Consider the following 22565-nt stretch of genomic DNA (forward strand, 5'->3'; position numbering starts at 1 on the left):
CTGTCGCGCTTTTTTTACTTGAGCTTCTTTACTAATCTTAACAACGCTCAAATTTTACTTTTAATCCATCCTTGGGACGAGGAGCAGGAATCATTATTAAATCTGTGTCTTGATTTGGCAATAATTCCCAGTGATAATCACGCAATAAATGCACTGCTAATATTTTCATTTCTAAACGGGCAAATTCTTTGCCAATACATTCTCGCATTCCGCCCCCAAACGGAACATAATCATAAGTTTTGCTAGGATTATTTTCTAACTCAGGATTAAAGCGTTCTGGGCGATATGTGTTCGGTTCAGGATAAACCGTTTCTTGTTGATGGGTTTGATTAATTTGATAAAGAACATTCCAACCTTTCGGAAATTTATAACCCTGAAATTCACAATCGGCAATCACTTCCCGAAAAGCACCCCCAACAGGAGGAACAAATCGTAAGACTTCTTTCAAAACCTGATCTAAATAAGTTAATTGTTGTAAATTCTCTAAAGTGATTTTTTCATTACCTAGTAATTGTTCTTGTTCTGCTTTTGCCTTCTTAAAAATATCAGGATGCTGTCTCATTAATAAGCAAAAAGAAGTTAAACTAGAGGTTAATGTTTCATGTCCAGCAAAAAGTAATGTTATAATCTGATCTTTAAGTTCTTCAATGCTGAGCTTATTTCCTTCATCATCTTCAGCTTGCATGAGAATCCCTAAAGCATCATTCCCCCAATCTTGCTGCTGTTGTCGTGTCTGAATAATTTTTTCTAATTCGGCAAGAAGTTTGTTCCGACCCTCTAAAGCGCGACCAAATTTTGTCCAAGGCAGTGATAAGGGAATCGTAAATAGTCCCTGTACAAGAGTTTCAAATAAATGACCGAGTTCAGTCTGCGAGCCTTTCTCTAGCCCAACAAATAATTGACAAGCAATATCAAAGGTATAATTACGAATTTCAGGATACCATGTTAATGTTTTTTGCTCTTCCCAACTTTTTAAATACTGTTGCGTAATGCCTTCTATGGTTTCGATATAACTACTTAAAGCACGGGGGCGAAAGGCTTTTGCTAATAACTTCCGCCGTTGCAAATGTTCATGTCCAGTTTGAATAACTAGCGAAAGAGAACCTAAAAGAGTACGGGTACTTTTTGGCCAAGCAGAAATAAAGTAACGGTCTTCATTACTGATAACAAACTGATTTGCCGTTGCACCTTTAACAACAATAGTTGGCTGACCAAAGAGAGAAGTTTTAAAGATTGAGCCATACTTTTCATATCGCTTTTTCGCAAAATCTTTATCCCGTAAAAACGCTAAAGTTTCACCAATAAACGGTAAACCAAATTGACCGGGAGGAACAACAGAACTGGTTGAAGAAGTCATAATTGAAGTTACTTTACTATTTCAACATCTTGCCATAGAATAACAAATTAACCTTGATTCATTTTCTCTTCATACGCTTTACCCCAATGGTGCATTTCCTGGATAATTGGGCGTAAACTTTCACCCAGAGCAGTTAGAGAATATTCAACTTTTGGTGGAACAACAGGATAAACTTTGCGAGTAACTAAACCATCGGTTTCCATTTCTCGGAGTTGTTGGGTGAGCATCTTTTGGGTAATCCCAGTTAAAGCTCGTTGTAACTCACTAAAGCGTTTAGTTTCTGTAAAAAGTTCTCTTAAAATTAATACTTTCCATCGTCCCCCAATAAGCTGAATAGTTGTTTCTACAGGACAACTGACTTGCTTTTTATTTTCCGTTGGTTGAACCATAGTATTTTTTGGGTAACAGGCTGACTTTTTGGTGCATACTTCCCAAATTAATTATATGTCATCTAAATTAGAAATAGATGTCATTTCAAGGAAATTTTAGCAATGATTACTCTTCGTAAAGCTAATGAACGAGGACACGCGAATCATGGTTGGCTTGATAGCTATCATACCTTTTCTTTTGCTAACTATTATGATCCCAATTTTTTAGGGTTTAGAAGTTTGCGCGTTATTAATGAAGACACAGTACAACCTGATGCAGGTTTTCCCACTCATGGTCATCGTGATATGGAAATTTTAACTTATGTTTTAGAAGGAGAACTAGAACATAAGGATAATATGGGGAATGGGTCGATTATTTATCCTGGGGAAGTGCAAAAAATGAGTGCAGGAACAGGAATTTTACATAGTGAATTTAATCCCTCGAAAACGCAACCTGTTCACTTATTTCAAATTTGGATTCTTCCTGATAAAAATGGGGTTAAGCCTAATTATGAGCAACGCTATTTTGATATTGAGAAAAATCAAGGTAATTTGACTTTAATTGCTGCTAAAAATGGTGAAGGGGATTGCATTTCTGTGGAACAAGATGTAAGATTATACGCAAGTAAGTTAGGGGTGGATGCTGTGCTTAATTACGAGTTAGAGCGCGATCGTCATGCTTGGCTACAAGTGGTGAAAGGTTCAGTAACACTCAATGATCAGCAATTAAACCCCAGTGATGCGGCTGCCGTTAGCGAGGAAAAAACTCTTAAAATTAGAGCCACTAAGGATGCAGAAATTTTACTTTTTGACCTTGCGTAAATGCTTAAGTGCAGTAGTTAATTCGCCTGTATAGCCCGATCGCGCTTCTCAGCAAACATCAAAAAGTGAGGGGAGTTTCCCCCCACTACTGGCTTAATCAAAAAAGCAAAGAGATTTAACTTTGACTGACTGCTTCTTCTTGAGCCAAGAACTTCTCTAACTCACTCAGTGCTTCGGCATCAACTTTAGTCTGCATGGGACAGAATTTGGGGCCACACATTGAGCAAAATTCCGCAGTTTTATAAATGTCTGCCGGTAATGTCTCATCGTGGTATTCCCGAGCGCGATCAGGATCTAAAGATAGATCAAACTGACGATTCCAGTCGAAGTTATATCGAGCTTCAGAAAGTTCATTATCGCGATCGCGCGCTCCTTGACGATGACGAGCCATATCTGCCGCATGAGCCGCAATTTTATAAGCAATTAGCCCTTCCCGTACATCTTCCGCATCAGGAAGCCCTAAATGTTCTTTCGGAGTAACATAGCATAACATGGCAGTTCCATACCAACCTGCCATCGCTGCACCAATGGCTGAGGTAATATGATCATAGCCGGGGGCAATATCTGTTACAAGAGGTCCTAATACATAGAAGGGTGCTTCACTACACTCTTCCATTTGCTTTTTCACATTAAACTCAATTTGATCCATCGGCACGTGACCGGGACCTTCTACCATCACTTGCACATCATGTTCCCAAGCACGACGAGTTAATTCTCCCAGTGTTTTCAACTCCGATAACTGGGCTTCATCAGACGCATCATGGGTGCAACCTGGGCGCAAAGAATCCCCTAAACTAAAGGAAACATCATATTTTTTGAAAATCTCAATAATGTCATCAAAATGAGTGTAAAGCGGATTTTGCTTATGATGATGCAACATCCATTTGGCAATAATACCACCACCGCGAGAAACAATCCCAGTAATGCGATCTTTCACTAGGGGAAGATATTCAATTAGTAACCCGGCGTGAATCGTTTGGTAATCGACTCCCTGTTGGGCGTGTTTTTCAATGACATGGAGAAAGTCATCGGCGGTAAGGTTCTCAATATTGCCGTGAACGCTTTCTAAAGTTTGATATACTGGCACAGTCCCAATGGGAACTGAAGAAGCCTGAATAATGGCACTGCGAATTTCATCAAGATTTCCACCACCTGTGGATAAATCCATGACAGTATCCGCGCCATATTTAACGGCAAGCTTCAGTTTATCTACCTCTTCATCAATATTAGACGAGTTGGGAGAAGCCCCAATATTGGCATTCACCTTGCACTTGGAGGCAACGCCAATTGCCATGGGTTCTAAATTAGGATGATTAATGTTGGCAGGAATAATCATCCGTCCCCGTGCTACCTCATCGCGAATTAACTCTGGGGAGAGATTTTCGCGTTTCGCAACATGGTGCATTTCTTCGGTAATTTTCCCTTGACGGGCATAATGCATTTGGCTAACGTTAGCCTCTCCCCGTCGTTGGGAGATCCATTCCGTTCGCATATTAGTTTTTTCCTTGAATAACAGCTTCCCTACGTCGGTGCTAGCCGATCTCAGGTTCTCGGGGTGTAATCTCAGCCTGCTTGCGACCCAGGCACCCCCAGCTTATTGGGAAATACTAGCATAGAAATGTTAGCTCTGAAAGGAATCAGATTGTTAAATTAAAATTAAAATAGCTTCTTGAACAACGAAATTAATCGGAGAAATTGCAAATTTCCACCCTGCCCACCTCGTTAGAGGATTAACAGGTAAAGATCCCACTTCTGGAAAAGCTAAGAACTTAATGATGAAATTTACCGATACTCTTTGGAATCAGATTCAACCTATCTATCACAAGATTCTAGACCATCCTTTCAATCAGGAGTTTATCCAAGGTAGCTTGAGTCAGGAAACCTTCCAATTTTATCTCAAACAAGATTCTTTGTATTTGCTTGACTTTTCCAAGGCTTTAGCGTTGGTAGCAACGAAAGCTACGATTCCCAATCATGTGGTTCAATTTCTAGAATTTGCTCAAGGCGCGATCGCGGCAGAAAGAGGGTTGCACGAACAATTTTTTGCCGAATATCAAATTGAAGTTGATGTTCCCAAAGCACCTGGTTGCTTTACTTATACCAATTTTCTTTTAGCTACTGCTGCTTTGCAACCCTATGAAGAAGCAATCGCTGCTGTTTTACCCTGTTTTTGGATTTATCAAGAAGTGGGTCGTTACATTTCCCAACATGCCATTAGCAACCATCCCTATCAAAAATGGATCGATATGTATTCGGGAGAAGATTTTACCAAAGCCGTGGAATTAGCAATTGCTATTACTGATGAAGTAGCCGAAGCAACAACGGTAGCTATGCGGGAACATATGGTCTCAACATTTATCATGTCCTCACGTTTGGAATGGGTATTTTGGAATAGTGCTTATCAAGATGAAAAGTGGCCGGTGTGATCAATTTCTTAAATCAGTCTAGGCAACTGATCTCTGTTGGGGAAAACTCACAAAGCAATTCCATGGCAGTATTACCATCATCAAATAATGATTAAAACTCAAGAAACAGATATTATTGTTATCGGTAGTGGCATTGGTGGCTTGAGTGCAGCAGCGTTACTGGCTCGCTATGGTTTCCAAGTAACCGTTTGTGAGGCTCATACCATTGCTGGTGGCGCGGCCCACGCCTTTGAACGACAAGGCTATCTGTTTGATTCTGGCCCCTCCTTATTTTCTGGATTATCTACCCCTTCTCCTAACCCCTTGCGACAAGTTCTCGATGCGATTGGGGAGGAAGTTCCCTGTGTGCAATATGATACTTGGGGCTGTTGGCTACCAGAGGGAAACTTTAATACCTCTGTGGGGGCTGATCAGTTTTGTGAGGTATTACAGCAATTACGAGGGGAAAAAGCAGTCACGGAATGGCGACAATTACAGGAAATGATGATTCCTTTGGGAAAAGCAGCGACTGGGCTATCTCCGCTAGCAGTTCGCAGTGATTGGGGGATTTTACGGACGATCGCGCCATTTTTTCCCACTCTCATCAAAAACAGTGGTCAAATGTTCCAACTAATGGGGGCATTTCAGAAGCTAGAAGATCAGGTAATTAGTGATTCTTTTCTCCGTAACTGGCTAGACTTATTGTGTTATCTTCTCTCTGGCTTACCAGCAAGTGATACCAGTGCTGCAGAAATGGCGTTTATGTTTGCTGACTGGTATCGCCCCAATGTCAAGCTAGATTATCCTATAGGCGGAAGTGGGGCGATTGTAGATGCTTTAGTCAGAGGATTGCAAAAACACGGGGGAGAGTTACGCTTAGGGGCAAAAGTGGAAGAAATTTTATTCTCAGAGAAAAAAGCGGTAGGGGTGCGCTTAAAAAATGGAGAAGAACTGCGATCGCGCTTTGGGGTAATTTCTAATGCCTCAGCTTGGGATACCTTAAAATTAATTCCACCAGAAAAAATTCCCAAACCCTTTCAGCAAGAGAAGGAAAGCATCCCCCAATGTCCCAGTTTCATGCACCTGCACTTAGGAATTGATGGAACAGATTTACCCGAAAATTTGCCCTGCCATCATATTATTGTCAAGGATTGGGAAAAAGGAGTCACTGCACCACAAAATGTTGTTTTAGTCTCTATTCCGTCTCTTCTTGATCCCTCCATTGCCCCGACAGGAAAGCACGTTATTCATGCTTATACTCCTGCTAGTGAACCTTATGATCTTTGGGAAGGGTTAGATCGTCGTAGTACCGCCTACCAGCAACAAAAAGAAGCACGTTCACAGGTACTTTGGGAGGGGATTAAAAATATTATTCCCGACTTGGAAAATCGTTGCGAGTTAAAATTAATTGGAAGCCCCTTAACCCATGAACGGTTCTTGCAACGGCATCGGGGAACTTATGGGCCAGCGATTAGTGCTGAAAATGGCTTTTTTCCTGGAGCAAAAACCCCTTGGCAAGGATTACTCTGTTGTGGGGATTCCACCTTCCCAGGAATTGGTTTGCCTGCTGTAGCAGCTAGTGGCGCGATCGCTGCCAATACTGTTGCCCCTGTCAAGAAACATCTCGAAATGTTAAGCAAAATCAGTCGTAACAAGAGTTTTTAGCAGAAGGGCTGAGAATCCTACGACTACAACTCGCGCGTTCCTTTGCACCGTACGACGGCGCAGGGTCACTCGTCAATTTTAATTTAGTCGGTAGACGGGGCGTATAAACATCTGGGGAGACCCCAGATGACAGCCCCTCATGAATCAGCCCATTTGCGGTATGATTAAGTAAGTCTCGCATGGGAGACCATTCGGCGAAAACCAAGCCAGAATTAAAAGAATTTTCAATTCTCTACCATGCTTTTTACCTGTGGGACGCGGGGCCAAGCCTATCGCCTTGGGGTAAGCCTTATTTCTTCCTCGGAAGTTATAAGCTCCTGATTGGGTAGGAAGCCTCTCTTACAATCTTTGATTTAAGAGAGGTAGTTCACACTCCTGCAGCAAACACCTGTTCTGCGGTTAAATTTAATTCGGGAAACGTTGGGGAAATAATACGATCGCTGCCTCGAAATTGCTGTCCTTGATATTCCCCATCAACTAGCTGATAAACAGAAAATGTTGGCTGTTTGGGCGATCCAATGTAACGTCTTCCTCCTAATCCCAAATAGTCAACAATCCAATATTCTGGAATCTCTAATGCTTCGTAGTCAATGAGTTTGTGTCCATAATCATCTCGCCAGTTGGTACTGACCACCTCAATCGCCAGTCGGATTGATTTTCCTAAAGTGATGGTTGATCGCTTTTTCCAGAAGGGCTCATCTTCTAGTGCTGTTTGATCCAGAACAATCACATCAGGATTATAGGCAGATTTATCCGTATTAATCGGTTTAATTAGGGCTTCTAGGGGAATAATATAGGGCAACTGTAACCGCTTAACTTCAACCACCAACTCAGCCGATAAAAACCCGCCAACTTGTCCATGTGTTCCTGTTGGTTGCACTTCAATTGGTACTCCATTTCTCAGTTCGTAGCGACCATAGCCATCAGGATACCACTCCCAAAACTCCTCTAAGCTCATCAGTTGCGAAACTGCTTCTACCATGATTCTTAAGCTCCTATCCCGTCGCTTGCTATCCACTTTAGCTTAACTAGAAGTTCAGAAAACTGATTAAAAATAACTAAAAGCGCGATTGCCGAAGGCAAATCGCAGGGCGACATCGCGCTTTGGCAAGTCACAGAGACATAGCCACTAAAGACTGAGTACGAGCCGTAAATTAGTGTAGAAAAGATGAGAAAATAAACTCAATCCTTAAACCCTAACTAAATTCCCTTGACTCGTACCATTTATATGTCATTAGTCATTAGTCATTAGTCATTAGTCATTGGAGATACAAAGGACAAAGGACGAAAGACAAAGGACAGACAATCTTAATTGCTATTTTAGAAGTAAGACGAGAGGAACAGCAAAACTTAGAACCAGAAGAGGGAGAATTTCTTATGCAGTTATCAACGATTTATAGACAACGTTTAGAAGAAGCCACTCAAAAAGGAATAGAAATCGGTGAACAACGTGGTGAACAACGTGGTGAACAACGTGGGATTGAAATTGGTGAGCAACGTGGTGAAGAGAGAGGAAAAGAGGTGACACAACGAGAAATTGCAACGAATCTCCTAAGTACGGGAATGGAAATTGAGCAAGTTGCCCAAGTGACTGGTCTTTCCATAGAAGAAGTTAGAAAATTGATTACAAGTAACCAATAGTTCTGGTAACTGATCACTGGTCACTGCTCACTGATTGAGAGCCAGAAGAGGGAGAATTTCTCATGCAGTTATCAACGATTTATAGACAACGTTTAGAAGAAGCCACTCAAAAAGCGATTGAACAGGGAATTGAACAAGGAATTGAAATTGGTGAACAGCGTGGGATGGAAATCGCGCAGAAGCGTTTAGCACAAAACCTTTTGAGTCAGAGAATGGAAGTGGAACAGGTAGCCAAACTCACGCTTGCTATCTGTAGAAGAAGTCAGAAAATTGATTACAAGTAACTAAAAGCCTTATTGCGCTTTCCTGATCCCCAAAACTAATCCCGCATAGAAAGCTACATCCCACTTTCCTATAATGTTAAGATTTGTAATAATTTTCTACGAGTAATTATTTAGTGATCTAATAATCGCCAATTTTCCTATCAAAAAAGGATTTCAAATGATTTAACTTTTAATTAATATTTTAAGTGATAGAACTTAAAATTCCCTCATATAGGTAAATACATCTTTCTAGGGCTTTTTAAGTGGCTCATTTAATCAAAAAGAACTCTCTTGTAAAATTAAATTGCCAGTCCTGTAATTTCCTATTCACAAGCGGTTCAGTATTTTTATACTCTCTACAAGAAACTTAAAAAGTGTATCAAAATCTGTTTGGTGATAGCAATCACAATCAAACTCTCCTCTAATGGATAAATTTAGTTAGAGATGCTACTTTTGTGTAAAGTTTTCATCTGATGTTCATTTTTATTTTCAGAAGGAGTTAAGTCAATGGCAATGCCTAATAATGGAAAGGATAAGACTATTCAACTATTCGATGATGATAATATAGCTCAAGGCGAATTCGGTACCATCGAAGACGCTGTCAAGGATGCCCATGCAGACTATAGGATCGAAGTTGGTCCCGGTACCTACAAGGAATCAGTTGTGATCGGTGTGGAGGGCCTGACCCTTGAAGCCGCAGAGGGTGCAGACCCGACGATTGAAGGACAATCCGGTACTGCCGTTGAAATTGACGCGGACAACGTTGTAATAGAAGGTTTCCAAATCACGAACCCCGTTGGTGATGGTGACGGCCCGAGTACAACGACGAACGCTCGTGGTATTGACATCGCTTCCGATTCGACTGGTGTAACAATTAAAGGAAACGAAATTACTGAGCTCGCTACTGAGGCAAACACGAATCCACGTGGTATCTTCGCAAACGAAGGAACGCATGGACTGGAGGTTATTGACAATCAAATAACCGAACTTGAAGGGACGAATGATGACGAGCGACAGGTTATCGCTGTGCAACTTATATCCGAGGACACAGACGACGTTACAATTAAGAATAACGTCATTAGTGACCTAAGCGACACAAGGTCGGTTGTCGCGGTCAGATTCCAAGGCGGCATCAGTGGTGAGATTGTTGATAATGACATCTCTGAGCTGAACACCAACGGTCCCGAGGGCACTGGATTCACGCAGGCTATCGATCTTAATGAGCATTCCGGCTCCGCTCCACAGAATGTTGAGATATCTGGTAATGAAATCTTTGACTTGGAGACCGAAGGAACCGAGAACTTCGCCCCGGCATTCCACCTCATCCTCACTTACGGAGAAGACACCATTGACGTCACCAATAACGACTTCACCGCTGTCAGTAATGATGAAGTTTTCATCAGCGATAACGTCGGAGACTTGGACCTCGACGCCATCCTGGACCAGCAGGGCAACACGTTCGACCCCGACGCTGTGGTTGGAGAGAACGCTCTCTTCCCAGAGCCCGCCGAGGGTGAGGTCTTGAACCTCAACACTGGCCAGCGGTTCGACGGTGACAACCCGATTCAGGATGCTGAAGACGCCGCTGACTCTGATGAAACGCTGCGTGTTGGTGAGGGCACCTACGAGGAATCGGTTGAGATCAGTACCGAGGGCCTGACGCTCGAAGGCCCGAACGCTGGAATCGCTGGTGACAGCGAGGATCGTGTTGACGAGGCGAAAATTAAGGCTGTTGACCTTGATCCTCAGCCAGCAGATTCGCTTATTAAGATTCCTGCTGATGGAGTTGTCATCGACGGCTTCGAAATCGCTGAAGACCCCCAAGATGGGAACGGCGTAGGAATTCTTCCTGGTGGCGAATCCATTCAGATTCAGAATAACAAGTTTGAAGGGTTCAACAATCAGGTCGGATTCTTTGGAGTAAGTATCGGTGGCGAAGCAGAAGGTGTTACTATCGAAAGCAACCTCTTCGCTGACGTCGGTGAGGGTGATGCCGAATCTGGAACTGCAGTCGCACAAACCGAAGGGGTCAGCGGCATTGATATCCTGAACAACGAGTTCGAGAACAACCGCAACGACATCGGGCTTGCAGACGACGTGAGCGACGTGACCATCGAAGGCAACTCCTTCGAGGCTGGCGACTCGGACCGCTACATCAGCAACCGGATTGCTGAGGAGTTGGACAGCGACGACATCGTGGCTGAGAACGCGTTCGACCCCGGCGCGGTCCTCGCCAACCTTGAGGAACGTCCCGAACGTGAAGACATTGTGCCAGAGCCCCGCGAAGGTGAGGTCCTGAACCTCGACACCCGCGAGCGGTTCGATGGTTCAGATGCAATTAGCAAAGCTGAGGACGAGGCTAACCCCGATGAAACGCTGCTCGTGGGTCCAGGCACCTACGAAGAGTCTGTTAGCATCAGCACTGAAGGCCTGACGCTCGAAGGCCCGAACGCGGACACGGCATACGATGGCGACCGTAGCGATGAGGCAACGATTGAGCCTGATAGCACCATTAACATTCAGGCCGCTAATGTCGAAGTGAGTGGATTCGAAATAGACGCAGACTTTGATGATGAAGCACTCGGAGTTAGAGCACTCGATGGTGACGAAACGACCGTCACAATCACAAACAATCTCATTGAAAACGATGCACAGACCGGTGTCTTCATCGGTGGCGACGAGGATGACAGGCAAACTGTCGTCATTGAGGGCAATGAGATTGTCAGTGACACTGTCGCAATCGCCAATCTAGCTGACCCAGACCGGGGGATTGAGTCACTGACCGTCGATAACAACGAACTTCGTGGCGACCCGGCCGGTCTCAGACACGTTGAGGACCTGACGTTCACGAACAACGATGTCATCGACAGTGCAGACGGTAACTTCGACATCGAAGACATCACTGACGGGACGATTGCAAACAACGAGTTCAGCGAGTTCGACGATGCAGCGATTAAAGTCGACGCCCTTACAGGAGATGATACGACGGTAACCGTCGATATCAACGAGAACAACTTCCTGAACGCAGACGGGACAGCGATTGACGCCACCGATGCCACTGATGACTCGGAAATTGACGCCACCAACAACTGGTGGGGTGACGCAAGCGGTCCGAGCGGTGAAGGTCCCGGTGAGGGCGCTGCAGTGACAGGCGATGTCGATTTCACCTCATTCCTTACTGCTCCAGTCGGTGAGGACCCTGAAGAGGACGAAGACGAGGAAGAAGACGACGACCCCGTCGATGATGACGACCCCGTCGATGATGACGACGAGGAAGAAGACGAAGACGAGGAAGAAGACGAAGACCCCGATCCTGAACCTGAACGAGAAACCATCGAAGCAGGAGATGAGGGAGAAGAGCTTGAACCTTCTGCTCCTGATGCTCCTACTGAATTCATTGCAGGTAGTGGCGATGATACAATGACTGGTAGCACTGGCCCTGATATTTATGACTTAACTGCAGGAGGAGCAAATACCGTACAGGGGACAGTAGAACAACTTGATGATGATACGATTGTTGAATTTGATCCCGATGATCTCTTGAGGGTTATAGACGAGACCTTTGGAGAAGATCAGCTAACAGTAACTGAAGGGTCAGCCATCCTTGAAATTGACGCTAACGATGATGGGGAAACTGATTCCACTGTTACTCTAGAAGGAGAAAGAGATTACTTGGATGGAGAATTTCTCACTGAACAAGTAGGAGATGATACTGAGATTAACTTTGAACCTGAACCCGCTCCTGAGTTACCTGACATTCCCCTTACAGTCAACTTAGAACTTATCTTTAACGAATCATTCTACCTAGAGCAAAATCCAGATGTTGCCGAGGCCGTAGAAGAAGATGGTTTCTTTGACTCAGGATTAGACCATTTTCAGCAATTTGGATTGGGAGAAAATCGAAGCCCAACAGAGGTTTTAGAAAACTTTGACCCGACTAGCTATCTCAGTGAAAACTCAGATGTGGATGATGCAGTAGGAGAAGATGAGATTTTTCAAAGTGCCCTTGACCACTATCTCAATCATGGTTTTAAAGAACCACGAGAAGGAAGCAATATTGCTTATGATGAAGCCTTCTACTTGAATGAACATTCTGATGTTCTGGGCGCAGTAGAAGGTGATGCTTTCGGCTCAGGATTTGAACATTTTGCCTTGCATGGTGCAGAAGAAAATCGAGCTGCTACTACACAAGAGTTAGATGCTGAAACAACAATTCTCTAGCTATACCATCCGATAAACTAGTGCTACTAGACGATCCCCCCAAAACCCCTTAATAAAGCAGGGCAAAGGGGGGACTTACTGTAACTATCGTTATCAGAATTAGTATTACGAACTTGCAAAAACTGTATAAATCTTTCTAAAGGTTTGCACTAGCGCGATCGCGCTTTGGCAAGTAGTTTCCCTACATTGCGCCCCGAATACTTTGGCTCCTGTCAAGAAACATCTCGAAATGTTAAGCCAAATCAGTAGCAACAAAACTTTTTACAATGGGAGAAAAGCTGTCGTTATGATAACTCTCTAAAGTAAAAGACTAATGCCTAACGCTCCTCAATATCTTACTGGGAATCAAATTCGCCAAACCTTCCTTGACTTTTACGCCAAACGCGGACACGAAGTTTTACCCAGTGCGTCTTTAGTACCAGAAGACCCCACTGTATTACTAACCATTGCAGGAATGCTTCCATTTAAGCCCATTTTTCTGGGACAAAAAGAAGCCCCCTACGATCGCGCTACCACGTCTCAGAAATGTATTCGCACCAATGATATTGAAAATGTGGGACGCACGAAACGTCACCATACTTTCTTTGAGATGTTAGGGAATTTTAGTTTTGGGGATTACTTTAAGAAAGAGGCGATTAAATGGGCTTGGGAACTCTCAACAGAGGGCTTTGGACTCGATCCAGAACGTCTCTATCCCAGTGTTTACAAAGATGATGAAGAAGCCTTTGCCATTTGGCGCGATGAAATTGGCGTTCCTAGCCACCGTATTCAACGCATGGGAGAGGAAGATAATTTTTGGGCAGCTGGCCCCACTGGCCCCTGTGGTCCCTGTTCTGAAATATATTATGACTTTTATCCCGAATTAGGCGACAAAGATATTGATTTAGAAGATGATTCGCGCTTTATTGAATTTTATAATCTCGTGTTTATGCAGTTTAATCGGGATAGTGAGGGGAATTTAACCCCCCTGCAAAATCAAAATATTGACACGGGGTTAGGCTTGGAACGCATGGCGCAGATTCTCCAAGATGTTCCAAATAATTACGAAACTGATTTAATTTTCCCCATTATTAAAACCGCTGCTGAAATTGCCAATATTGACTATAACCAAGCTGATGAAAAACAAAAAGTTTCTCTAAAAGTCATTGGCGATCATGTTCGCGCTGTGGTTCACATGATTGCTGATGGAATTACTGCGTCTAATTTAGGACGAGGCTATATTTTGCGCCGTCTCATTCGTCGGGTTGTGCGTCATGGACAGTTATTAGGGATTAATAAGGCGTTTACCCCAGAAGTTGCTGAAAGCGCGATCGCGCTAATGGAAGACCATTATTCTAATCTTCGTGAGGGAGAAGACTTAATTAAACAAGAATTACAACGAGAAGAGTCTCGCTTCTTAGAAACCCTAGAAAGAGGGGAAAAAATGTTAGGAGAAATCCTCGCCAAGGAAACCGAACAAATTTCTGGAAAAGATGCGTTTGTTCTCTATGATACGTATGGTTTCCCCTTAGAATTAACCCAAGAAGTGGCGGAAGAAAAAGGGTTAACGGTTGATCTTGATGGTTTTGAAGTAGAAATGGAAAAACAACGACAGCGATCGCAGGCAGCCCAGGAAACTATTGATTTAACTGTACAAGGCAGTTTAGACGAATTAGCACAAAAAGTTCATCCCACCGAATTTGTTGGTTATAGTCATCCCCATACCGCAGCGAAAGTGGAAGCAATTTTAGTGCAAGGGAAAACTGTCGAAGAAGCCGAAGCTGGTGATGAAGTGCAGTTAATTCTCAATGAAACTCCCTTTTATGCTGAATCTGGGGGACAAATCGGCGATCGCGGCTATCTCTCTGGAGATAATCTTTTAGTCCGAATTGAAGATGTGCAACAAGAGTCCAGTCTCTTTGTTCATTTTGGGCGTATGGAACGGGGAATCTTGCGAGTAGGAGACACCGTAACCGCTACCATCGATCGCGCTTGTCGTCGTCGCGCCCAAGCCCATCATACTGCGACTCATCTTTTACACGCTGCCCTGAAACAAATTATTGATCCCTCTGTTTCCCAAGCTGGTTCTTTAGTCGCCTTTGATCGCCTGCGGTTTGATTTTAACTGTCCCCGTCAAATTACCCCTGACGAATTACAACAAATTGAAGATACCATTAATACTTGGATCGCCGAAGCCCATGACACGCAGTCGGATGTGATGCCCTTTGATGAAGCCAAAGCCAAAGGCGCGATCGCGATGTTTGGGGAAAAATATGATGATGTTGTCCGCGTCATTGATGTTCCCGGTGTCTCTATGGAATTATGTGGCGGTACTCATGTTAATAACACTGCCGAAATTGGGCTTTTCAAAATCATCTCTGAAACAGGCATTTCTTCAGGAATCCGTCGCATAGAAGCTGTTGCTGGGCCAGCCGTTCTAGAATATCTCAATGTTCGAGATAAAATTGTTCGTGACCTGAGCAAACAATTCAAAGTTCAACCAGAGGAAGTTCCCCAGCGTATTCAAACCCTACAATCAGAACTGAAAAATACTCAGAAGCAACTAGAAGCCGTCAAACAAGAACTTGCTTTAGCAAAATCTGATCAACTGCTAGCCCAAGCTAAAACCGTGGGAGATTTCCAAGTTTTAGTGGCACAAGTGGAAGAAATGGACGCAAAAGCCCTACAAACCGCTGCCGAACGCTTACAGCAAAAATTAGGAGAAGCAGCCGTTGTTTTAGGGTCAATTCCTGCAGAAGGAAAGGTAAGTTTAGTCGCTGCTTTTAGTCCGCAAGTGATTGAAAAAGGATTACAAGCTGGAAAATTTATCGGCAGTATTGCTAAAATCTGTGGCGGTGGCGGCGGTGGTCGTCCGAATCTTGCGCAAGCTGGCGGTAAAGATGGCTCTAAGCTACCAGAAGCATTAGAAGCGGCGCAAAACCAATTGCAAGAACAATTAACCAATTAGGAGGTATATAACAATCCTCAATCAGTTGTAAATTTTTAGTTGGGATCCCCCCTTGCCCTCAGTAAGTGGGGGGAAGCCTTCGGCACGGCTTTCAGCCTACGTAATGTTGAGCTAGTTTTTACAAATGAGATTATATTGCTATAGCGTTTTCAAATTCAATATAAATAGTAGTGCGAGCATCTTGCTCGCTTTTGAAGAATAATAGTTTACAACTCATCTGAAAATGCTATATATCAGTAACAAATAACAAATAACCAATATATGATTATTGAAGTCTGGAGTCAGGATATCGCGAATATTGTTCGCATTCTTAACAATTTAATGATTAGTTTTTGTCAATTATTATCATTAATGATCATTTTTTTCGGAGTGGTGCGAGCATTAATTATTTATGTGGGGGATGGGTTATTTCGGGGAAAAGCCATTACAGCGTTTCAGGAAAGTCGCTTATCTATGAGTTATTCCTTTTCTTTAGGGTTAAGTTTTTTAATTGGGGCAAGTATTCTTAAAACAACCGCTTCTAGTCAGTGGGAGGATTTTGCTCAACTAACAGCAATTATCACCGTGAGAACTGTTCTTAACTTACTCTTAGAACGAGCCATTAAACAGGGTAAGACTTCTATAGAAAAGGAAGCCGCTCCGCCGATTTAAGTGGGATTGGGTTGCAACCACTGTCCAAAGTCATTCAGAAAGCGATCTTCTAAAATTGCAGTGCGAATGCGTTGGGTAAACCGGATTAATTCTGTCACATTATGCAGGGATAATAGAAGATAGCCTAACATTTCGCGCGATCGGATTAAATGACCGAGATAGGCGCGAGAAAAGTTTTGACAACAATAACAGGGACAAGTTTTATCAAGGGGGGTAAAATCTTCTCGGAAACGAGCATTTTTGAGATTCCAACGTTCTCCTTGCACTAAGGCTGTTCCATGTCTGCCTAAGCGAGTGGGGATGACACAATCGAATAAATCTACCCCTTGCGCGATCGCGCTAACCATTTCTTGATAGGTTCCCACTCCCATTAAATAACGGGGTTTTTCGGGGGGTAATAAAGGGGCGGTGGTTGCAACAATTTCATGGATTAATTCCCCAGGTTCTCCCACACTCACGCCACCAATGGCATAACCGGGTAAATCAAATTCTACTAACCGTTTTGCGGCATATTGACGCAGATCCCGATAAACGCCTCCTTGGACAATGCCAAATAAAGCTTGAGTCTCCGGACGAGAATGGGCAGCAATACACCGTTCTAACCAGCGTTCTGTGCGTTCTGTGGCTAATAAAACGGTTTCATAGTCAGCAGGATAAGGGGGACATTCATCAAATGCCATAATCACATCTGCCCCAAGATCATTTTGCACTTGAATTGCTCGTTCTGGGGTAAAGTCAATAATGCGACCATCCCGCGGCGATCGAAACGTTACCCCATCTTCATTAATTTTCCGTAAATCGCTGAGACTAAAAACTTGAAAACCACCAGAATCAGTCAAAATTGGTTGTTTCCAGCCCATAAAAGAATGTAATCCCCCGGCTTTGGCAATAATCTCTTCTCCAGGCTGTAAATGCAGATGATAGGTATTGGCAAGAATCATTTGCGCCTGGGCACTTTCAAGTTGGGCAGGGGTTAACCCTTTAACCGTCGCGGCGGTTCCCACTGGCATAAAACGCGGGGTTTCTACCTTGCCATGAGGCGTTATAAATGTGCCGGCACGGGCTTTACTGTCTGGGCAATGGTGATCACAAGAAAACTTAAAAGAAATATTCGTCATCCTCTTCGTCTAATTGGACATCATGACGGGCGGAGAGGACATCAGTAACCATGGCTTCTAGTAACATGGGATCAAACTGGGAGTTGCTCTCCTGGCAGGTAAAAGGATTACTCAAAGGAAATAATCGTAATGTCCGTTGTTCGTGAACTAAATTAAAGTAAGTTCCCTCTTTTGTCGTTTCTAATTGAATATAGTCAAAGCTAGCGAGATTAATATAAATAGTTTGATTAGCAATTAAAGTAGCTTGCTTGGGATCTTCAAATACCTCAACAATATAGCCTTCTCCTTCTCCCTTAAATTCTCCCTCTAGATAATGGCTATAACGAACGGCACTTAAATCATTTAACAAACGATACATATCTTCTTTATGAATTACCAGTCCGTTGTCAATGATGCAGGGAGGTAAAAAATGTTGATAATGTTGATAATTACTCATGGTACTGTCTGTTGTTATTAGATGAACTGAAACTAGATTTTGGATAATGAGATTGTTAAGGAGAGAGGATCAGCCAATTACAGGAGAAGCAATGTCTGAAATTGTAATATTTAACAGGATTAATTATTTCCCTACTACGACACAATGTTAGCCTAACTTTTTTATTCTGTTCAGATTTACTATGAAAAAATTTATCTATTTTTGGCAAGAAATGGCAAACTGTTGGTGGGGAGCTGTTGCTTTTTATACGATTATTCCGCTACCACAGCATTGGTCTTTGCAATTTAGCCGAATTGCTCGTTTTGCACCATTAATCGGGATTTTGCTCGGTAGCATTTTAGCCGTAAGTGATTGGGGGTTAAGTGTTATAGATGTGCCTATTTTAACACGTTCTGCCTTAGTGATCGCAGTAGGAATTGGCTTAACAGGCGGACTCCATCTAGACGGAGTGATTGATGCCGCAGATGGGTTAGCGGTACTAGACCCGAAAAAACGCTTAGAAATAATGAAAGATAGCACTACGGGCGCATTTGGAGTGATAGCAGCTGTAGTTGTATTAATATTAAAAATTGTTGCTTTAAGTGAGATAACTAAAGCTCGTTGGTTGAGTTTAATTTTAGTGCTAGGTTGGGGAAGATGGGGGCAAGTGAGCGCGATCGCGCTTTACCCTTATTTAAGAGCAGAAGGAAAGGGCGACTTTCATAAAGAGGCCTTAAAATTGCCTCAAGATATTCTCTTGGGCGGGATTACCTTAGGAATTATCACCCTGATCGGTTTTCTTTATTGGCAATGGTATGCCTTGATCCCGTTATTTTTTGGCATAGCCGTTCCACTTTTAGTTGGGTGGTGGTTTAATCGCCAATTAGACGGACAGACAGGGGATACTTATGGGGCAATAGTAGAGTGGAGTGAAGCCCTTTATCTGTGTGTTTTAACCACCCTTTAGAAATTCCTCCACTTCTGCAGCGGTGGGTTGAGCCGCCATTGCCCCAGATTTGGTAGTGGTTAAACCGCCAACAGCACAAGCATAGGTAATCATCTCTTTCACAGCCGTGGGATCATCTAAATGATTTAAGCCTTTCTGACAGAGTTGATGCACTAAACCAGCAACAAAACTATCCCCTGCACCAGTGGTATCTTCAACAGGCATCTCAAAGGCTGGAATTTTGCCCTCAAACTCATTTAAGCAATAGCTAATGGTGTTATCGCCATCGGTAATAAAAACCCCTTCTAGAGAGGCAATTTGATGCGCGATCGCGCCTGATTCTTTGGTATCAAATAATAATTCCGCTTCTTCCCGAGATAATTTAATAAAATCCACAGATTCCCATAACTGATGAATTAACGGGATCGCTTCATCAGGGTTATTCCAAAACATCGGTCGCCAGTTGACATCCACTAAAACCTTAATGTTATAAGTATTAGCAAGATCAAGAGCGCGAAAAATAGCTTTGCGAGTAGTGGGATAGGCAAGTTCTAATGTTCCTAACACTAAAAATTGCGCTTGTTCAAAAAGAGGAACAGGAATTTCATCAGGATTAAGAAACGCATCTGCAAACTGATCGCGGGGGAGATTCCCAAAGCCAGCAAACTCGCGATCGCCGCTTTCAGAACGTAATACATAAACCCCCCGTGTCGGCGCAGTCGGATGTTCTTGAATCCCTTGGCAATTAACGCCTGTTTCTAGCAATAGCTGTTTTAAAGATTGCCCAGCTTCATCTTTGCCAATACAGCCAATAAAACCAGCCGATGTGCCTAACTTGACTAATGCACTTGCCACATTCGCGGGTGCGCCACCGGGATAAGCAATCCAACTACTAACACTTTCGATAGATTTTCCACGATCCGCCGCTAAATAATCATAGAGGATTTCTCCTATACAAAGTACCTGTGTCATCGTTAATGTCTCCTCTCCTTCTTTCTCTTCATCTTAAATCCTCTCTCTAATGGATTAATGTTTGGTATAGAAAGGACAAAAAACAAACATCTCTGATTGCCTGTTAATATCAGTAGAAGTGACCAACGGTCAGAGCAGGCGCTTTCCGTTTAGAAAGGCGTAATCTCTGACTTAACAAAAATTGAAAGAGAGTTTCATGTCTATTTCTTCCCCCACTGGGAACCGCGATCAACTAGCGAATGATCAGCAACGATTAACCATTCAAGACTTAAGTGATCCCCAAGTCACCGTCTCTGCTAATGAGGGATCAGATTTAATCGCAGGCTTAACTCAGAGGCAAAAAACCATTCCTTGCCATTATCTCTATGATGATCGCGGATCAGAAATCTTTGAACAGATTTGTGAGTTACCTGAATATTATCCCACTCGCACCGAAGCCGAAATTCTAGAAGCTAATGGAAGCGCGATCGCGCAAACAACTGGCCCGTGTGAACTGATAGAATTAGGAAGTGGAAGTTCCACTAAAACACGCCTTTTATTTGACTCCTACGATAATTTAGGCTATCCCCTACGGTATGTTCCCATTGATGTCAGTGCAGGAATGTTAGAAGCAAGTGCCAAAGAGTTATTAAGGGACTATCCGACTCTTAAAATCTATGGCTTAGTCGGAACCTATGAACAAGCATTGCAACATCTGCCGCCTTCTCCTCTTCCTAAGCAAATGGTCTTCTTTTTAGGGAGTTCTCTAGGAAATTTTGCCCCAAAACAATGTCAAGAAATCTTCCGACAGATTACTGCTTCTCTCAATCCAGGGGACTATTTTTTATTAGGATTAGATTTGCAAAAATCAAAGGATATCCTCGAACCTGCTTATAACGATAGTCAAGGGATAACTGCTGAATTTAATTATAATCTCCTCGATCATCTTAACCGTCGCTTTCAAGGCAACTTTAATCGTCAAAATTTCCAACATTGGACATTTTATAATTCTGAATTAGGGCAAATTGAAACCTATCTCCGTTCCACGCAAGCCCAAACCGTAGAGTTAAAAGCCCTTGATTTAACTGTAGAATTAGATGCTGGGGAAGCCATCCGCACAGAAATTTCGCGCAAGTTTGATCTGCCAACCATGAAAAAAGAACTTTCCCAAGAGGGGTTAGAAGTTTTAAATACTTGGCAAGATTCCCAAAATTGGTTTGCCCTTATCTTATGTCAAATCAGTAAGTAGTGATTCAGTTATCATCGCTATCTTTTCTGTCACGAGAGGACTCCCGTTATAGCGACGAGAGGAGCTTAACGGGTAAATGAATCGTGACAAAGAAAAAAAGTCCGTTAGGACATCCCTACATAAGTTGTCAAACTTTGTAGGGTTAGTTAGACTGGGATTAATTAAAGTTCAAAATCCAATGCTTACCCTTTCTTACGAGTATAAGTTAGAACCAAACCAACTCCAAATTAGCATGATCGAGCATACTCTCGGTGTTTGCCGAACGGTTTGGAATTACGCTCTTAGAGAACGAAAGGATTGGATTAATTCTCGTAAGTGTCCTGTTAACGCTTGTTCCATCGAACAGGAATATCTGATCCCTGCCGATGAACCTTATCCTAGTTATTCAAGGCAAGCGAAGGCTCTAACTGAGGCTAAGAAAGACAGTGAACGGCTGAAGTCAGTTAATGCTCAAGTTCTCCAGCAAGTTTTAAGGACATTGGATCGGGCTTTCTCTGACATGAAATCTAGAGGGTTCGGGTTTCCTAGATTTAAGAACAAGTATCGTTTAAGGTCTTATTTAATTCCTCAGTTAGGTAAAAAGCCTGTTCAAGGAAATCAGGTTAAATTACCTCAACTGGGTTGGGTTAGATTCAGAAAGTCCAGAGACATTCCAGAAGGGTTTGAGATTAAACAAGCAAGAGTGATCAGAAAAGCCTCTGGTTACTTTGTCATGCTTTCCCTTCAGTTAAATGTGGATGTTCCTCAACCTTTTCCTCACGGTCACCCAAGAGGGTTAGACTTGGGCTTTGACAAATTTGTTGCTACTTCCGATGGTTTAGAAGTTAAGCGACCTCGGTTTTTAAAGTCTCTTCAACGCAAGTTAAAATTACTGCAACGAAGGCTTAAGAACAAAAAGAAAGGGTCGAATAACCGCCATAAACTTAACAGAAAGATAGCAAGAGTTCACCAACGTATCTCTGATGCCCGTAAGGATTGGCACTTCAAACTTGCCCATCAATTGTGCGATGAGGCAGGGATGATCTTTGTCGAAGATATCGACTTCCGTAGCTGGCAACGAGGAATGTTATCCAAACACGCGGCGGATGCTGGCTTTGGTCAGTTTGTAAACATCCTTCAATGGGTTTGTTGGAAAAGAGATGTTTACTTTGCCAAGGTGAATAAAGATGGCACATCCCAAGAATGTAGCCAATGTGGAGCGCATACAGGGAAGAAAACCTTAGATGTTAGAGTTCACCATTGTCCTGAATGCGGTTACATTGGTTCAAGAGATGTGGTGAGTGCTGAAGTGATTAGAAATCGAGGTCTGACCCAAGCGCGGGTTTCCCGCGCATTGGAAAGCAGACCTAAAGGACTGTCTGCGGTCGGAACGCTCGTGGACAATAAAGAGGTGCGACCTGAGCGCGGGTTTCCCGCGCATCAGCAAGCGCACCTTCAAAATGCTTGTGGAGACGGTCTGACGGGGGTTGGTTCTAGAACTGATCTAGTCAAGAGTCTGAAGCAGGAATCTCCCACTATAGCGACAAAAGGAGCTTAGTGGGAGAGG

General features: G+C 43.1%; 18 protein-coding genes and 1 riboswitch. Of the genes, 11 read left to right on the forward strand and 7 right to left on the reverse strand.

Annotation, left to right across the window (positions count from 1 at the left end; all coding sequences use genetic code 11):
• Positions 1-37: 37 nt before the first annotated feature.
• Complete coding sequence (locus FRE64_RS05055; RefSeq protein WP_146294954.1) at positions 38-1357, reverse strand: cytochrome P450; 1320 nt, start codon at positions 1355-1357, stop codon at positions 38-40.
• Between the two features lie 47 nt (positions 1358-1404).
• On the reverse strand, positions 1405-1746 hold the full coding sequence (locus tag FRE64_RS05060; protein WP_146294955.1) for a winged helix-turn-helix transcriptional regulator: 342 nt from the start codon (positions 1744-1746) through the stop codon (positions 1405-1407).
• Positions 1747-1848: 102 nt separating this feature from the next.
• Here FRE64_RS05060 and FRE64_RS05065 point away from each other — a divergent pair, with 102 nt between their 5' ends.
• Positions 1849-2547 (forward strand): pirin family protein, encoded by a 699-nt coding sequence (locus tag FRE64_RS05065; protein ID WP_146294956.1) that lies wholly within the window; start codon positions 1849-1851, stop codon positions 2545-2547.
• 115 nt (positions 2548-2662) lie between these two features.
• On the opposite strand, the gene thiC is transcribed toward FRE64_RS05065, so the two are convergent.
• Positions 2663-4039: a phosphomethylpyrimidine synthase gene (gene thiC, locus FRE64_RS05070; protein ID WP_146294957.1), complete on the reverse strand. Its 1377-nt coding sequence runs from the start codon at positions 4037-4039 to the stop codon at positions 2663-2665.
• Positions 4040-4048: 9 nt separating this feature from the next.
• A riboswitch (TPP riboswitch) is annotated at positions 4049-4148 on the reverse strand.
• Positions 4149-4319: 171 nt separating this feature from the next.
• Here thiC and tenA point away from each other — a divergent pair.
• Positions 4320-4973, forward strand: a complete 654-nt coding sequence (gene tenA, locus FRE64_RS05075) for a thiaminase II (protein ID WP_222597863.1) — start codon at positions 4320-4322, stop codon at positions 4971-4973.
• A gap of 87 nt (positions 4974-5060) precedes the next feature.
• The gene (locus FRE64_RS05080; RefSeq protein WP_146294958.1) at positions 5061-6617 is read left to right on the forward strand and encodes a phytoene desaturase family protein; all 1557 of its coding nucleotides are present in this window, start codon (positions 5061-5063) and stop codon (positions 6615-6617) included.
• A 367-nt stretch (positions 6618-6984) separates the two neighbouring features.
• On the opposite strand, the gene FRE64_RS05085 is transcribed toward FRE64_RS05080, so the two are convergent.
• Positions 6985-7599 (reverse strand): Uma2 family endonuclease, encoded by a 615-nt coding sequence (locus FRE64_RS05085; protein WP_146294959.1) that lies wholly within the window; start codon positions 7597-7599, stop codon positions 6985-6987.
• 395 nt (positions 7600-7994) lie between these two features.
• Here FRE64_RS05085 and FRE64_RS05090 point away from each other — a divergent pair, with 395 nt between their 5' ends.
• The 5 genes from FRE64_RS05090 (at position 7995) to FRE64_RS05110 (ending at position 16340) form a co-directional block, all read left to right on the forward strand.
• Complete coding sequence (locus FRE64_RS05090; protein WP_222597864.1) at positions 7995-8258, forward strand: hypothetical protein; 264 nt, start codon at positions 7995-7997, stop codon at positions 8256-8258.
• A 62-nt stretch (positions 8259-8320) separates the two neighbouring features.
• Complete coding sequence (locus tag FRE64_RS05095; RefSeq protein ID WP_222597865.1) at positions 8321-8542, forward strand: hypothetical protein; 222 nt, start codon at positions 8321-8323, stop codon at positions 8540-8542.
• Between the two features lie 486 nt (positions 8543-9028).
• A complete protein-coding gene (locus tag FRE64_RS05100; protein ID WP_146294960.1) occupies positions 9029-12742 on the forward strand; it encodes a right-handed parallel beta-helix repeat-containing protein in 3714 nt (1237 codons plus the stop codon).
• Positions 12743-13055: 313 nt separating this feature from the next.
• Complete coding sequence (gene alaS, locus FRE64_RS05105) at positions 13056-15689, forward strand: alanine--tRNA ligase (protein ID WP_146294961.1); 2634 nt, start codon at positions 13056-13058, stop codon at positions 15687-15689.
• Positions 15690-15950: 261 nt separating this feature from the next.
• Positions 15951-16340, forward strand: a complete 390-nt coding sequence (locus tag FRE64_RS05110; protein WP_146294962.1) for a DUF1622 domain-containing protein — start codon at positions 15951-15953, stop codon at positions 16338-16340.
• Here FRE64_RS05110 and tgt read toward each other — a convergent pair.
• Together tgt and FRE64_RS05120 are read right to left on the reverse strand one after the other, a co-directional pair.
• Positions 16337-17458, reverse strand: a complete 1122-nt coding sequence (gene tgt, locus FRE64_RS05115) for a tRNA guanosine(34) transglycosylase Tgt (protein ID WP_146294963.1) — start codon at positions 17456-17458, stop codon at positions 16337-16339. The genes FRE64_RS05110 and tgt overlap by 4 nt on opposite strands.
• Entirely contained in the window at positions 17439-17894 is a 456-nt protein-coding gene (locus FRE64_RS05120) for a hypothetical protein (protein ID WP_146294964.1), read from the reverse strand. The genes tgt and FRE64_RS05120 overlap by 20 nt, the downstream gene beginning before the upstream one ends.
• Positions 17895-18075: 181 nt before the next feature.
• Here FRE64_RS05120 and cobS point away from each other — a divergent pair, with 181 nt between their 5' ends.
• Complete coding sequence (cobS, locus tag FRE64_RS05125; RefSeq protein ID WP_146294965.1) at positions 18076-18840, forward strand: adenosylcobinamide-GDP ribazoletransferase; 765 nt, start codon at positions 18076-18078, stop codon at positions 18838-18840.
• Here cobS and FRE64_RS05130 read toward each other — a convergent pair.
• Positions 18826-19791, reverse strand: coding sequence for a carbohydrate kinase family protein (locus tag FRE64_RS05130; protein WP_146294966.1), 966 nt, complete (start codon positions 19789-19791; stop codon positions 18826-18828). The two genes, cobS and FRE64_RS05130, sit on opposite strands and share 15 nt — an antisense overlap.
• Positions 19792-19987: 196 nt before the next feature.
• On the opposite strand from FRE64_RS05130, the gene egtD reads away from it, so the two are divergent.
• Together egtD and FRE64_RS05140 are read left to right on the forward strand one after the other, a co-directional pair.
• Complete coding sequence (gene egtD / locus FRE64_RS05135) at positions 19988-21019, forward strand: L-histidine N(alpha)-methyltransferase (RefSeq protein WP_146294967.1); 1032 nt, start codon at positions 19988-19990, stop codon at positions 21017-21019.
• A 178-nt stretch (positions 21020-21197) separates the two neighbouring features.
• The gene (locus FRE64_RS05140; protein ID WP_146294968.1) at positions 21198-22556 is read left to right on the forward strand and encodes an RNA-guided endonuclease InsQ/TnpB family protein; all 1359 of its coding nucleotides are present in this window, start codon (positions 21198-21200) and stop codon (positions 22554-22556) included.
• The last annotated feature ends 9 nt before the right edge of the window (positions 22557-22565 follow it).

The organism is Euhalothece natronophila Z-M001 (assembly GCF_007904085.1).
Lineage (GTDB): Bacteria > Cyanobacteriota > Cyanobacteriia > Cyanobacteriales > Rubidibacteraceae > Halothece > Halothece natronophila.